15 protein-coding genes are annotated in these 13924 nt (G+C 42.4%); 7 read left to right on the forward strand and 8 right to left on the reverse strand.

Annotated features, from left to right (window positions below; translation table 11 throughout):
* Nucleotides 1–26: 26 nt before the first annotated feature.
* Entirely contained in the window at nt 27–1220 is a 1194-nt protein-coding gene (locus CZ434_RS06600) for a trans-sulfuration enzyme family protein (protein WP_095742900.1), read from the forward strand.
* Nucleotides 1207–2667 carry a Na+/H+ antiporter NhaC gene (gene nhaC / locus CZ434_RS06605; RefSeq protein ID WP_218668309.1) on the forward strand — a complete coding sequence of 487 codons (1461 nt, stop codon included), beginning with the start codon at nt 1207–1209 and terminating at the stop codon, nt 2665–2667. The genes CZ434_RS06600 and nhaC overlap by 14 nt, the downstream gene beginning before the upstream one ends.
* A gap of 70 nt (nt 2668–2737) precedes the next feature.
* On the opposite strand, the gene CZ434_RS06610 is transcribed toward nhaC, so the two are convergent.
* Complete coding sequence (locus tag CZ434_RS06610) at nt 2738–3640, reverse strand: M23 family metallopeptidase (protein ID WP_077622396.1); 903 nt, start codon at nt 3638–3640, stop codon at nt 2738–2740.
* A 534-nt stretch (nt 3641–4174) separates the two neighbouring features.
* Here CZ434_RS06610 and CZ434_RS06615 point away from each other — a divergent pair.
* Together CZ434_RS06615 and CZ434_RS06620 are read left to right on the forward strand one after the other, a co-directional pair.
* Entirely contained in the window at nt 4175–4558 is a 384-nt protein-coding gene (locus tag CZ434_RS06615; RefSeq protein WP_342745663.1) for a hypothetical protein, read from the forward strand.
* A gap of 419 nt (nt 4559–4977) precedes the next feature.
* Nucleotides 4978–6120 (forward strand): hypothetical protein, encoded by a 1143-nt coding sequence (locus tag CZ434_RS06620; RefSeq protein ID WP_077622397.1) that lies wholly within the window; start codon nt 4978–4980, stop codon nt 6118–6120.
* 61 nt (nt 6121–6181) lie between these two features.
* Here CZ434_RS06620 and CZ434_RS22770 read toward each other — a convergent pair whose 3' ends face one another.
* A complete protein-coding gene (locus CZ434_RS22770; protein WP_425442093.1) occupies nt 6182–6409 on the reverse strand; it encodes a DUF3953 domain-containing protein in 228 nt (75 codons plus the stop codon).
* A 413-nt stretch (nt 6410–6822) separates the two neighbouring features.
* Between CZ434_RS22770 and CZ434_RS06630 the strand changes: the two genes are divergently transcribed.
* From CZ434_RS06630 to CZ434_RS06640, 3 genes are read left to right on the forward strand one after another with little or no spacing between them, the layout of a single operon-like run.
* Nucleotides 6823–7206 carry a GntR family transcriptional regulator gene (locus CZ434_RS06630; protein WP_077625097.1) on the forward strand — a complete coding sequence of 128 codons (384 nt, stop codon included), beginning with the start codon at nt 6823–6825 and terminating at the stop codon, nt 7204–7206.
* Nucleotides 7196–8071, forward strand: coding sequence for an ATP-binding cassette domain-containing protein (locus tag CZ434_RS06635; protein ID WP_077622399.1), 876 nt, complete (start codon nt 7196–7198; stop codon nt 8069–8071). The genes CZ434_RS06630 and CZ434_RS06635 overlap by 11 nt, the downstream gene beginning before the upstream one ends.
* On the forward strand, nt 8071–8781 hold the full coding sequence (locus CZ434_RS06640; RefSeq protein ID WP_077622400.1) for an LTA synthase family protein: 711 nt from the start codon (nt 8071–8073) through the stop codon (nt 8779–8781). The genes CZ434_RS06635 and CZ434_RS06640 overlap by 1 nt, the downstream gene beginning before the upstream one ends.
* A 35-nt stretch (nt 8782–8816) precedes the next feature.
* Here CZ434_RS06640 and CZ434_RS22015 read toward each other — a convergent pair whose 3' ends face one another.
* The 6 genes from CZ434_RS22015 to CZ434_RS06670 all read right to left on the reverse strand — a co-directional run bounded on the left by CZ434_RS22015 (nt 8817) and on the right by CZ434_RS06670 (nt 13897).
* The gene (locus CZ434_RS22015) at nt 8817–8960 is read right to left on the reverse strand and encodes a hypothetical protein (RefSeq protein WP_179107194.1); all 144 of its coding nucleotides are present in this window, start codon (nt 8958–8960) and stop codon (nt 8817–8819) included.
* Between the two features lie 42 nt (nt 8961–9002).
* Entirely contained in the window at nt 9003–9515 is a 513-nt protein-coding gene (locus CZ434_RS06645; RefSeq protein ID WP_077622401.1) for a pyridoxamine 5'-phosphate oxidase family protein, read from the reverse strand.
* A gap of 570 nt (nt 9516–10085) precedes the next feature.
* Complete coding sequence (locus tag CZ434_RS06655; RefSeq protein WP_077622403.1) at nt 10086–10853, reverse strand: DeoR/GlpR family DNA-binding transcription regulator; 768 nt, start codon at nt 10851–10853, stop codon at nt 10086–10088.
* Nucleotides 10854–11056: 203 nt separating this feature from the next.
* Nucleotides 11057–12355 (reverse strand): TRAP transporter large permease, encoded by a 1299-nt coding sequence (locus CZ434_RS06660; RefSeq protein ID WP_077622404.1) that lies wholly within the window; start codon nt 12353–12355, stop codon nt 11057–11059.
* Complete coding sequence (locus CZ434_RS06665) at nt 12352–12879, reverse strand: TRAP transporter small permease (RefSeq protein ID WP_077622405.1); 528 nt, start codon at nt 12877–12879, stop codon at nt 12352–12354. Before CZ434_RS06665 ends, CZ434_RS06660 begins: the two co-directional genes overlap by 4 nt.
* Nucleotides 12880–12895: 16 nt before the next feature.
* Nucleotides 12896–13897, reverse strand: coding sequence for a TRAP transporter substrate-binding protein (locus CZ434_RS06670; RefSeq protein WP_077622406.1), 1002 nt, complete (start codon nt 13895–13897; stop codon nt 12896–12898).
* Between the last annotated feature and the right edge of the window lie 27 nt (nt 13898–13924).

A 13924-nucleotide genomic window follows, 5' to 3' on the forward strand; every position in this document is an offset into this window, starting at 1 on the left:
ACTACATAGGAAGGGTCGATGAGATAGTGAAATACACAGATGAGCAGATATGCACCCAGCTTTTCGATAGCCCGTCAGAGCACCATGGGGCCGTTTCGCCCCCTATTTACCAAACAAGTTTATTTTCATTCGAAACTTTTGAAGCGTTTACAGAAGCGCAATCCGCTGAAAGAGAAAACTACGTCTATACAAGGGGGGTAAATCCGACAACCGAAATCCTGGAAAACAAATTAGCTATGCTGGAACGCGGAGAGATGTGTAAGTGCTTCGGTTCCGGAATGGGGGCAATCAGCGCCATTTTCCATTCCCTGCTTAAAAAGGGAGACCATGTTTTATTCATGAACACGATTTATGGACCAACACAACAGCTGATGGAGCATCTTGAAAATTTCGGGATCGAACACAGTTTTGTGACAGAGGATGCAGAATCCGCTATCCGCCCTAATACGAGAATCATTTACGTGGAAAGCCCTGGCACAATGACGATGAAAGTGATCGATTTGATGAAGATCGCGGCAACCGGTATGCGTCATGGCATTTATACAGCCATCGATAATACGTGGTCCACCCCGATTTTCCAGAAACCTCTTACTATGGGTTTCGACCTGTCGATTCATTCCCTGACGAAATACATCGGAGGGCACAGTGATGTGGTGGGCGGTGCTGTTATCGGAAAGAAAAATTTGGTCGACCGTATTTTTCAATACGGTTTTCAGCTCAATGGTTCCGTGCTTTCCCCCCATGATGCATCGCTGATTATTAGAGGCCTGAGAACACTGCCGCTAAGGATGAAACAGCATCAGGCAAATGCGCTTCGGGTGATTGAATATTTGAAAACAAAGGAGGAGATCGCCGCCATACATCATCCCAGTCTTGAGGACGACAGCAGCCTCGTCGACAATCAAATGACCGGATTTTCCGGACTGTTGAGTTTTGAACTCAAGGAAGGGGGATTCGAGCAAGTTGCTGCATTTATTAATAAATTGAACGTTTTCAAAATCGGTGTAAGCTGGGGTGGATATGAGAGCCTGATCAATTCGCCGATTAAACGCAACAATCAAGCCGAGCTTGAAAACCAAGGAATGGCTTCTGGATTAATTCGTCTTTCGATTGGACTGGAAAGCCCGGAATTGTTGATCAGTGATTTAGAAAATGGATTCCATGCTTTGAAAAAGGATGAAATCTTATCAAAAGGAGAGGTTGCAAGTGAAACAAAGTGAAGTGAAACGTCCCACTGTCGGAATGGCTTTGATACCTATTACCCTGGCGCTCGTTATTTTCATCGTCGGCATCGGCGTGTTGAAATTTCAAGCAGAGCTCATGCTCATTTTTGCAGGCGTTCTTTTCTCGATATTCGCTGCCTTATATGGACATAAATGGGGAAAAATCATTACCGTGATGGGAGAAAAAATCAAAACAGCCCTGCCGGCCATCCTGATTTTGTTCAGCATCGGTTTGTTAATCGGCACCTGGATGATTTCAGGCACTATTCCATTTTTCGTTTATTATGGACTGGAAATCATTAACCCAGCACATTTATATGTCCTCGCCTTTATCGTCACGGCTATTGTGTCCACGTGTACTGGAACTTCGTGGGGTTCAGCCGGGACGATTGGTGTGGCGCTGATGAGTATAGCCCAGACGATGGACTTGTCCATGGCGGTTACGGCCGGGGCCGTCGTTTCCGGTGCTTACTTCGGAGATAAGCTATCTCCACTGTCCGATACCACCAACATGAGTTCCCTTGCCGCTGGTGCCAACTTGTATGAACACATTAAGCATATGCTCTACACCTCTGTCCCCTCAGCTCTCATTGCTATCATCGTTTTTTATTTTGTCGGACTGCAAATCGATTCTTCGCCCGGCCAACTGACTAATATCGAAGAAATGCTTGCAGGAATAGGCGAGTTGTTCAATCTTAATCCATTGGTTTTACTTCCCGCAGTAATCGTGATCGCTGGTTCTCTACTAAAAAAGAACCCATTGATCGTCCTGTTCTGTTCGGCAGTGACCGCCATGATCATCGCCCAACTGTTACAGAGTGCGACTGTTCCGAACCTGTTCACCGCGGCAGTGGAAGGCTTCCACACGGAAATGCTCGGTGTTTCGCCTGATCTTATTTCTGAAGACATCCAGGAACTGCTCAACCGCGGTGGTCTTTACTCGATGTATAATGCGACATTCTTTGTGTTCTGTGCCTTTTTCTTCGCGTCAGCCTTGGAAGTTTCACAGGCACTTAACGTGATATTGGAAAAAGTGATTACGTATCTCAAGTCGATTGGAAGCGTGATTTTCGCCTCCTTATTAACCGGATTTGCCGTCATCAACTGTACGTCGAACGCACTTGTCACCTATTTCCTGGTCAAAGACATTTATGGTGATGTCTATAAAAAGCGGAACCTGCACCCGACGAACCTTTCCAGAAGCATGGAAGATTCCGTCACGATCACGGAAGCGCTCATGCCATGGACTGTGTCAGGGGTGTTTATGGCCACGACGCTTGGCGTAGGCAACTTCGAATTCCTTCCGTGGGCCTTTTTCAACCTAGGTGGTATTGTTTTCTCTGCTTTATATGGTTTTCTCGCCCCATATACGAATGGATTCGGGATCAGAAAGTTGGATGAAGATGTGGAAGAAGGAGAATCAAGGAAACAAGCTGCACTGTGACTTGTATATAGAAATGTCAACGAGCCTCTCTTAAAAAGGGAGGCTCTTTTATGTATGGCTGACATTCACATTAATTAAACACCAAACTGTTCCGCTTTAAGAATCGACCATCAAACAGGATCGGGACCCCTTCCCCGTCTTTTTCTGCATGGATATGAAGATGTGGTTCTGTGGTGTTCCCCGTATTGCCGACCTCTCCAAGCTGATCACCTGTGTTCACTTGGTCTCCTTCCTGCACTTCTACCGTGCCTGGCTTCATATGAGCCAAGTGGATGTTTGCCCCTTCACACGATAGGATAACATGGTTGCCGGCTGGTGATGCCTTTTTATCCGGAGACTCCTGCGGTGCAATATCATCATACTCATCGACAGCGGCGACCACTTCCCCACTGCATGGGCTGTAGAGCGGAGTTCCATAAATTTTGTATTTATCCAAGTCTGTCGGTGACAATCCAGCGCCCCTGAGTCCAAGGCCGTTCACTTGTAAAATGTCATAAGCATATTGCTGGGGTATGTACTCATTATGATAATTGATGGACGGGTTCGCGCCCCCATGTCCGACAGCATAAACCCCATCCTTCATGGGAAATTCCAGTTCGATGGCTTCGTCTTTGTCCGGCAGAATATAGCCGGTTATGCCGTTTGCGGCTAACAAGCCAAAATAAACAAACAGCACGATGCTGAAGCCCATGGAAAATTTATACTTTATGCTTTTCTTCGGACCTTTTGCAGGTAATTTGCCCAATCTTCTGAAGGCAAAGAAAGACACGAGTATAAATAGCACCGGCCACAGCCAACGTAAGTAATGACTGTAAATGTGCCAGGGACCGAGGATGAAAATGAACGCAATGAACATGAGCAAGAGTAGCCAGTCTATCACGAGCACCTTCTTGCTGCCGAAGTCCGTTTTTAACAGATGGTAAAAGAGAGCTAAAGGTAACAGGATGTATATAGCAGCCATCATCCAAATCATTTTTCTATCTTCCTTTCCGAAAACAGTATGTACCGAATATTGCGAGAATTTATTATCTAATTACTGATATGATTTCTTTCCTGAACCTGAACACCCCCGAAACAGTTTTATTGAACATCTGCAAAATAATAAGCCGGTACTCCCTTCAGCTTATTTTGATTTCAAACCGTCCTTGTGAAAGGATGGTTAATTATACTTACGAAAGAGATCTGATTTGGTTTCAAGATAACAACTTCTTTGTGCCTTCCAAATAAATGTTCCCTTCAGACACTTACATATGACAAATGAAGAGGTGTACAACCACTGTCGTAACAATGCTATGCCTCCCCTATACTCATGCCTGTTTTTATCATTCACACCCTTGCTCACATCTGTCCAATTTATTCAAGGCTGTTATTCTTTTCATTACATAGTAAAATTAAAAAATCAGTGTGTAGAGATATTGGGATTACTTATGTATATATATAAGAACCAAAAATATATGTCGTATGATACGTCTGCCATCTGAAATTACAACTTTTCGGAGGGTAAAATATGTACAGAGAAGAAAGACTGCCTCAAAGCCCTAAAGAAGGCGTAATCTTTATGCTGATTATTTCGGTCATTTCGGTCAACACTATCGCCCCGATCATTATGGGCATGGAATTCGGTTTCAGTAAGAAGAATTATATAGAAACCTTGAAGGTCATTCCGATTATGTGGGTTATTGTCATTATGTTAGTAAGATTTGTTGCAGGACCACTAGTGGGCAAAGTGATGCCGAAATTCGTCGGAAAGACAGATGGATTCAATGCCAGAATATTATTAAATACTTTATTGAATGTGACAGTCTTGTCTATTCTGTTAACAATCATCGGTACTTGGATTGGTACGAAACAAATAAGCATGGAACCTTTTCAGAATTTCTTTCATAGCTGATTTAGAAACTTTGGGATAGCGTTCTGGATTGAGTTGTTAATTGCACAGCCCATTGCAAGGTTTTCAATGAAAAAATTACACGCAAAACAAAGACGTGAAGCAGAGACTGTCAATCTATAATAAATAGTACCAATTGTCATGGCCGGTAGGTTTTAATAAAACCTACCGGCTGTTAATTTTGCAGATGATAAGTGCTGTACACGAAGTCCCTATGCTTCTTTCAAAGTCTGCCCGTGAGCTTTTCTGCTTCCATTTTTAACTGTTATCAGGGTCTGTAGTAATAGAACCACATCCACCTTTTGGTATTACATCTTACAGGGTTCATGTTAAAATAGGTGTGTTTTCGATTTCCTGAAGTTGGGGAATATAATAGAATCGTAGATTTAAGCAAATTCTTACATAAGGAAGTGAACAATTACATGAAGAAATTATCTTTGTTATTCTCTGCTGTGTTCCTGACCTTTTTCCTTGCCGCTTGTTCAGAAACCACTTCTACAAATGAAGAGAATGAGGAAAACCAAAACAAGCAAAATGAAGAGCAGTCAGAGGAACAGCCTGAAGAAGGAACAACAGACCAGGAAAATGAAAACAAGGAGCAAGAGGAAAGCAAAGAATCGGAGCCTGAACAGCCCTATGAACCCATAAAACCGGCTGAGGATGCCAAGCCTCTCGAAGATAAGCTGACAGAAGAGGAACTTGAAAAGATGCCTAAGGCTGAAGCACACGGAGGGGATCGCACGCGTTTGGTTCCAGTTGGGGAAACAATGGTAGAGGGTGCCGAAGATCAAACTGATGGACCATTAAAGGATCATAGACTTGTAGCCTATTATGGACACCCGAATTCTACCAATATGGGGATACTTGGCGAGATGGAGCCCGATGCTCTAATGGAAAAGTTGAAAGAACAGACACAGGCATATTCCGATGCCGATCCGTCCCGTCCGGCCATTCCGACAATCGAACTGATTTCGACTGTCGCTCAGCGGGATCCGGGACCTGAAGGTAAGTATTTCCATATGACCTCACCTGAACAAATCGACGAATATGCCGAACTTGCCAAAGAAAACGATGCATTGCTTATGCTGGATGTCCAGCTCGGAACAGACTCTGTCATCAACCAGGTGAAATTAATCGAAAAGTGGCTTAAGCTCCCTTATGTCCATTTGGCCATCGATACGGAATTCCACGTACAGGAAGGAGAAACTCCAGGCATCGATCTCGGACAAGTGAACGGAGAAGAAGTGCAGGAAGCAGTTGACTATCTATCCAAAATGGTGGAAGAAAATGATTTGCCTGACAAAATCGTACTCGTGCATCAGTTCATGGATGAAGCTCTGACGAACAAAGAAGCCATCCAGCCGACCGAAAACGTAGAAGTCGCCTTGAACTATGACGGATGGGGCGATGCGTCGACAAAGATGTCGCTTTACCGTAAGTTCGTCCGGAATGAAGCTGTCCAATACGGCGGATTCAAAATCTTTTACAATAAGGATGAACCTGTGATGAGTGCAGAAGAAGTGTTAAAACTTGATCCGAATCCGGCGATCATCAATTACCAGTAACAAAAGAAACGAAAAGTCAGATGGTATTAAAAAATGAGCTTGGGGTTCCAAGCTCATTTTTTTAGAGAAGCTGAGACGTATAAATCACAATGAAAAAAACAAAAACAGCTGCCACTATATTCACATATCCCCAAAATGATTTTCGATTCTCTCGAATTACAATTAAGCCCGTTACGAGTGTAAGGATACCCGTCAACAACAATGCATAAGGCAATAAATTCAATTGTTGAGCTATCAAAATATAACTGCAAAATACTATAACAGAAATGGATAAAATCACTCTTAACACTTTCAGCAACTGTCTTTCCCCCTACAGTAAATCTCTTCTTATTTAACTAATCTGATCGGAAATAATCAAGGTGTCTCTATTAAATTTAACATAGATATGCTTAACTTGATAATCTGCAATATAGGATTTTTTCTTGCCAGGATACAAAGTATAAAGAAGTCCTGCTTATGCCTGTTTCGGCTTTTATTTCCAGGACTGTAATTATTAATGTGGTAAAGACCCATGCACCTAATAGCCATCCGCATAAAGCAGCGGATGGCTTTTCAACTTTTCAGGCTAGTTTGATGTATTTACAGTTATTACTTTCCCCAATTTTCAACCCTCCATTTGGTTGCTCCGATATTCGCCTTGCATCTATACGGTTATATAGTGTAGTATATAACCATATAACCAATGATGAAGGCGTTGATCAAATGACTCAACATTTTAAATCTGACAAACCAATCTTTATACAGATTCGAGAAAAAGTGGAAGATCAAATTGTTCGAGGATCGCTAAAGGAAGGAGACCAAGCCCCCTCTACAACTCAATTAGTCAATTTCTATAAAGTGAACCATGTTACAGCCGCCAAAGGTATGAATCAATTAGTAGAAGCAGGAATCCTCTATAAGAAACGGGGGATTGGCATGTTTGTCGCAGAAGGAGCACAGCAGAAATTACTCCAGAAAAGAAAAGAGAATTTTGCTTCTGTTTACCTAAAAAGCATGATTTTGGAAGCAGAAAAACTGAACCTTTCAGAAGCGGAATTATTTAATTTGATCAAGAAGACAAAGGAGGAGCTTCATAATGGCAGTTAAACTTGAGATCAATAATATTTGTTTAACGTTTGGAAAGCAACACACGCTTAGAAATGTCACTACTGTATTGGAGTCAGGAAAAATCTACGGCCTTATAGGAAGAAACGGAGCTGGTAAAACATCATTGCTATCTCTGATTGCTTCTTACCGCCTTCCTACATTAGGAATGATTACTTATGATGGGGAAAATCTCTTTGAGCATCCTAAGCACACGAAAGATATTCATTTCGGATACGACCGTGTTTTTAAAGATGAAGTAGTTGAAAAAGCAAATAATTATCTTAAATCGGTAAAATTACACCGCCCTCACTTTGATGAAGAGTATGCAGATGAACTTATCAAAAAGTTCAAGATTGATTTGAACAAACCACTAAGTAAATATTCAAAAGGAATGACTGCCGCCTTCCACGTCATGCTTGGGCTGGCAAATCGTTCACCCATCACCATTTTTGATGAAGTTTATTTAGGCCTCGACGCTCCGACGAGAGAAATGTTCTATCAAGAACTATTAGAAGAACAGGAAAGAAATCAAAGAATGTTTATTCTTTCCACACATTTAGTGTCTGAAATGGAGCATCTCTTTGATCATGTACTTATTCTTGACCAAGGGAAGCTCATTGTTGATGAAGACTTTGAAGCATTTACGAGCCGGGGAGTTAAGGTTATTGGTGATCTCAATACAGTCAATGAATTTACTGCAAACAAGCACATTTTGCATGAGGAAAACCTGGGTGGAACAAAGGCCGCCACAATTTACGGAGAATTTACTGAGGAAGAGTGGACACTCGCTAAATCAAAAGACCTTGAAGTTGAACCCATCTCCCTCCAACAGTTATTCATACATTTTACAAAGGAGGAAGATTGATGCTTCCACATTTTAATAAAACCGTTATGAAGGAGCTCTATAAAGAGTGGATGAAATGGTCCATATGGTTATTTGGTGTTATCATTACCATTCGCGTTGTCCTTTGGATTCTGGATTATAATGGCGATGAAGGGCAAGTTATCGATCACTTTATGTACTTTATGAATGATTCCAGCCGTATCTTCTTGTTCGTAGTTGGAATCATGATGGTATTCACTTTTCTTCGTTATTATATAGAACTCGGACTCACACGCAGAACCTATTTTATAGGAGGAACCCTCGCTTCTTTCATGACTTCATTAACAATTGGGCTCATTAGTGTTCTTCTTGCTTTCCTGGAAAGATTTTTGCTGTCACAGTTAGATATTAATTATCCGGATTATATCTACTCCAACAGTTTTGGATATTGGGTAAGTTTCTTCCTATTATTTGTGACTACTTCCTGGCTTTTCTACATGGTTGGTTGGTTTATTGGTCATGTTTTCTACAGGTACAAGTGGTGGAAAGGAATGTTTGCTATTGGCTTCTCCGTTGTCTTACTAATATTGGAAGGTATTGTGACTGGCGACACGGTAACACTGTATGGCATTACGTTAGAAAACCATTCCCTACCGATTTTCTTTACTATAATCATCATGTTCCTGCTGAGTGCAGGAATGTTAGCAGTAAACTATCGATTAGTAAAAGATATTCGAGTGAAAATGAAATAAATATATTGAATTCGAATCTTAAAGTATCTGCTGCGTTAGCTGAACAACAGGATTTCATAAGTAATCAAAGGATAATAACCTGAATAACGAATTAACGGATTGTTTGGATATTCTATGATAAAACCCTGATATAACGACAAAATGACGTGTGCCAATTCACACGTCATTTTGCTTGTCAATTTTTTAGTACACCTTAAAACGGAACCCTCTGGCTTCCACCCTTATCTTGAATTCTCGTCAAAATGGACTGTATCTTTTAAGTCATTGCCTTGTTCCATTGACTTACTGTTAGTCATCTTCTTCACGAATTCCTTCACGGTCTTCATGTTCATGCCGGATTCCCAGTATTCTGCAATATCAGGTGTCACTTTGACCAGCACCACATTCGGATCGTCGGCTGATGTTTCCAACACTTTTCCGATAATCGGATTCCAGTAATCTTTTTTCTTCTTGTCATCCTGCACAAATTCAGCTGTTCCACTGATTGATACATAGGAGTTGCCTGCGTATGCAAGGTTAACCGCCGGATTCTGTCCGATGTCCCGGTATTTGTCCGTGTCCTTCTCGGTGATGAACCAGATTTCTTCCTCATCAAATCCTACTTCCTGAGTTTGCATGGGACGGGACATGAGCTTTCCATCCGGCGATACAGTAGTCAACATCGCCACTTTTTCATCTTTGATCAAGTCTTTTATTTTCTTAATGGTTTCTTGGTTGTCAGATTGATTGGCCATTTAGAATTCCCTCCTAAATCTTTGCTTCTTGGGATACCTTTTCCCCGATTGATAATGATTTACACATTACCTATAAGCCAGAGTAACCAAGATAGGGAAAGCGACCTTCAAGAGAATTGCCCGTATTACTCACTCCAGGAAATATTCGAAAAACGTAACTACATAATATATATTGAAAAAGTACAGTACCTGTATCAGCAGAAAAATCAATAAAACAATGACAAACCCCCTTACCGTCGATTGTTTCAATTGAAAATAATAACCTGCTGCCCATATCACATAAAGAAATACAATAAACAAATTTTCACCTGTGTGCGGATCTTCTTGAGGAACAAAATGCATTCCAAAGTATAGGAAAAACCCCAATACCAATAAACCGATCAGCACAACAATGTTCGTTAGATGGATTGCATTTCGGATATTTTCACCCCCACCTCATAAATACCCTTTCTATCAATCTAACAATTATTTCCATTCCTAATTAATAAAAAGCAGTTCAATGAAAGGCTGCAAATACCAGTTTGCGCCCCTTACTGAACTACTTGATTAACTATAGAAGGCATCCAATCCTCAATAGCACACTTTGATATGGTTCAAAGACTTTTCCGCCAGTCGTTTTGTTATCTCTTTACTGACTTTGCTGTCGGTAATCACATGACAGATTTCATCTAATCCTGTGATACGGGAAAACGCCTGGACACCAAATTTACTATGGTCGAGCATGAGAAATGTGCTTTCAGCGCAAGCGATCATTTTTTTCTTAATAAGGGCCTGCCGTTCATCCAGTTCGCTTAATCCGCGTTCAAAGTGCAATCCCTTGCACGAAATAAAAGCTTTATTTACTCGGTATGTACCAATGGAAGCTTCTGCAAGCGGGCCAACATATGATAAAGAATCGGGTAAAAGCACTCCGCCAGCTGAAATGACGGTCATTTCTTTTTTCCGGCTCAATGCCATCACTACCTGAATAGAGTTCGTCAACACCGTAATCGGAATGTTGGGCAAAGCTTTGGCCATGTACCATGCCGTCGTGCTTGCATCGAGAATGATCGTATCGCCATCGACCACTTGTTTGACTGCTTCATGAGCTATTTCCATTTTTTCTTTTCTATTAATCACTTTACGTTCTGTATAAGGAATTTCCATGTCATCCTGCTCTTGAACGGAAACAGCCCCTCCATAGCTTCTGGCCAGCTTCTTTTCGTTTTCCAATTTCTCCAGGTCTCTCCGGATCGTTTCCTCTGTAACGGAAAAAAATTCACTCAATTCCGTTACCTTCACGGTTTTTTGTTCATTCAATAAATACAAGATCCTTTGCTGTCGTTCCACAGCAAGCATATCGCATCTCCTACTTTCATCTGCATAAAATTCCCATCTACTCTTTCCTCTACTGTAACATTTCAACTTCTATTAAATCCATTTTATAAAGCGCTTACAAAACTTGCAAGGTAAAATCGTTTATTCGTTCAAAATTAGTCTTTCTGCCGGATGATGTAGAAAAATCTTGTGAACTGACGGATCATCCACAAGATTTTTTCTAGTTATAAGCCTAATAGATTTGGAAGGAACAAACTTATCGAAGGAACATAAGTGACGACCAAAAGTAAAACAAAGATAGCGGCGTAAAATGGAAGCAGCGGCTTGAGTACTTCTTCCACTTTCAGCTTCCCTACACTTGAGCCGACAAACAAACCTGTGCCGACCGGTGGTGTGATTGTGCCGACACAAAGGTTCAAGATAAAGAAGATACCGAAGTGTACCGGATCGATCCCAATGCTTTCTGCTATCGGCAAAAAGATCGGTGTAAAAATCAAGATGGCAGGTGCTACGTCCATCACGGTGCCGATGAGCAGCAAAATCAGATTCATGACTAACAAAATGATGATCGGGTTATCCGATATACTCAATACTAGATTGCTAAGAGCGCCAGGGATTCCGGTAAACGCCATGGCAAACGACATCATCGATGATGCCGCGATAAGCAGCATGATAACTCCAGTCATCTCCACTGCCTGTGCCATTACTTTCGGCAGTTGCTTCAAGGTCATCGATCTGTAAAAAACAAATGCCAGCAGAAAGGAATACACGACACAGATTGCAGAAGCTTCAATCGCGGTGAACACACCGGTCAGAATCCCTCCGATAATGATAAAAATCAACAGCAAACTTGGAATGGCTTCCAGGATTACCTTCTTGGCGCTTACGTTCGCCTGTTTGGCAGTGATTGGGTACTTCCTTTTTTTCGCGATCACATACGAAACAATCATGATTGCAAGTGCCCAGAGAACGCCAATCACGTAACCGCCCATGAATAAAGCGGCAATCGATGTCCCCCCGCTGATCAAGGAGAAGATGATAAAAGCAGTGCTTGGCGGGACAACCATGCCAGTTGGTGCAGACGCGATGTTTACTGCAGCTGCGAATTTCCGGTCATAACCTTCTTTTTCCTGCAGCGGAACCATTACCCCGCCGATTGCTGTCGAAGCAGCGATGGCAGAGCTTGAAATGGAACCGAACAGGCCGTTACCAACAATGTTTGTATGGGCCAAAGATCCCGGCACTCTGCCGGTCATCAGCTTGGAAAAGTCGACGAGCTTGGCCGCAATTCCACCATTGTTCATAATGATTCCCGACAGGATGAAAAACGGAACGGCTATCAAGGAAAAGCTATCGAGACTTGCCACCATTTTCTGTGCGGACGTGAACACGGCGATATCAAGAGGCAATACCAGCAGGACTGTCGACAAGGAAGCAATCGCAATACTGATGGCAATCGGAATCCCTACCGCAAGCAGGACGGCGAACACAAGTACTAAAATCAGACTGGCTTGTAATATCATAAAGCTTCACCCACTTTCCTCGCTTCATCTTCTTTCGTTTCGTCTGCAACAGGTGCATTTCTTTCTTTCAGTGTCTCTGCCAGATTCAAAGCGCTGTAGAACGCAATCAACACACCTGATACAGGCAATGCGAGATAAACAAATCCCATCGGTATTCCGAGGGAAGGAGATAGTTGAGCCATCGTCAGTGATACCGCTTTTCCTCCCCCAAAGACCATGATTCCAAGCGAAAAAACGAGAAACATCGCTTGGATAAAAATCTCCAATCCACGTTTTTTACTTCCTTTTAACCGATCACTTACGAGTGTGAATTTGATGTGCGTTCTTTTGCCGACCACATATGCTGCAGTCAGCATCGAGAGCCAGATCAAACTGAACCGTAAAAATTCCTCTGTCACTGTGCTCGGATTCTGAAAAATATAGCGTGCCATTACTTGCCAAGTTGTAATCGTTACCATCACAAGAAATAAAGAACTGGTTACGAACAATAGTGTTTTATCCAAGTACTTCTTAACGGACTTCATGAATTTACCTCCTTGCCTATTTTTCGCTCATCGACTCGATTGCTTTGTAAAGTGCGCTAAACTCTTCGCTGTTTTTGAATTCATCATGAAGCGGCTGGACGGCTTCTTTAAATGGCGCATTGTCCACTTCGTTAAACTCTGTTCCATGTTCTTCTTTTGCCATTTGTTTTTCTTTGTCTACTGCCGCTTTCCAGACTTGTTTTTCATATTCTGTCGATTCTTCCGCTGCCTCATAAACAGCCTGTCTCTGTTCTTCTGTCAATTTGTTCAACGTCGCTTCGTTCATCACCACGATATCCGGGACTCTTGTGTGCTGGTCATAAGAATAATATTTGGCCACTTCCCCATGGCCGGCAGTGACGAGGACGAACTCATTGTTTTCCGCACCGTCGATGATACCTTGCTGCAAGGAGGTATATACTTCCCCGCTCCCCATCGGTGTTGGTGAACCACCCAATAATTCAATCATTTTAATCGCTGTTTCACTTTGCATGACCCTGATTTTCTTCCCTTTCAAATCGTCAGGTGATGTTACCGGACCATCTGTCATGTAAAAACTCCTCTGCCCGGAATCATAATACGTCAATCCGACAAAGCCAAGGTCTGAAGTTGACTGGTAGATAGGCTCCATTATTTCTTCGTTCTCCATCACCCGGTAGAAATGTTCCTCACCATCAAACAGATAGGGAATTCCGAAGATCGAGTAGCGGTCCGAAAAACTTTCCAACGCCGAGCCGCTGACCTTGGTGATATCCACCGCTCCAGTCTGGGTCAGTTCGATCAATTCCCGTTCCCCTCCCAATTGGGAATCGGGATAATACTTTACGGTTACTTCCCCATTTGTCTTCTCCTCCAGCAACCGCCCAAATTCTGCCATGGCATCTTTGACAGGCTGTGCGTTGCTTGCATAAGCAAACCGCAGTTCAACCTGGTCTTTGGCCTGTGTCTGTAAACTGCAGCCGGCAGCCAGTACAAGCATCGAAACACTCGCCAATAACAGGACTATGTTTTTCTTCATTTTTTCTCCTCCTTTGATGCGCAAACG

This window comes from Sediminibacillus massiliensis, assembly GCF_900156915.1.
Taxonomy (GTDB): Bacteria; Bacillota; Bacilli; order Bacillales; family Amphibacillaceae; genus Sediminibacillus_A; species Sediminibacillus_A massiliensis.

Bases quoted from the DNA above. Each gene is read 5' to 3' on its own strand.
- CZ434_RS06610 (WP_077622396.1), bottom strand. From the start codon at position 3,640: ATGATTTGGATGATGGCTGCTATATACATCCTGTTACCTTTAGCTCTC.
- CZ434_RS06615 (WP_342745663.1), top strand. From the start codon at position 4,175: ATGTACAGAGAAGAAAGACTGCCTCAAAGCCCTAAAGAAGGCGTAATC.
- CZ434_RS06620 (WP_077622397.1), top strand. From the start codon at position 4,978: ATGAAGAAATTATCTTTGTTATTCTCTGCTGTGTTCCTGACCTTTTTC.
- CZ434_RS06630 (WP_077625097.1), top strand. From the start codon at position 6,823: ATGACTCAACATTTTAAATCTGACAAACCAATCTTTATACAGATTCGA.
- CZ434_RS06635 (WP_077622399.1), top strand. From the start codon at position 7,196: ATGGCAGTTAAACTTGAGATCAATAATATTTGTTTAACGTTTGGAAAG.
- CZ434_RS06640 (WP_077622400.1), top strand. From the start codon at position 8,071: ATGCTTCCACATTTTAATAAAACCGTTATGAAGGAGCTCTATAAAGAG.
- CZ434_RS06645 (WP_077622401.1), bottom strand. From the start codon at position 9,515: ATGGCCAATCAATCTGACAACCAAGAAACCATTAAGAAAATAAAAGAC.
- CZ434_RS06655 (WP_077622403.1), bottom strand. From the start codon at position 10,853: ATGCTTGCTGTGGAACGACAGCAAAGGATCTTGTATTTATTGAATGAA.
- CZ434_RS06660 (WP_077622404.1), bottom strand. From the start codon at position 12,355: ATGATATTACAAGCCAGTCTGATTTTAGTACTTGTGTTCGCCGTCCTG.
- CZ434_RS06665 (WP_077622405.1), bottom strand. From the start codon at position 12,879: ATGAAGTCCGTTAAGAAGTACTTGGATAAAACACTATTGTTCGTAACC.
- CZ434_RS06670 (WP_077622406.1), bottom strand. From the start codon at position 13,897: ATGAAGAAAAACATAGTCCTGTTATTGGCGAGTGTTTCGATGCTTGTA.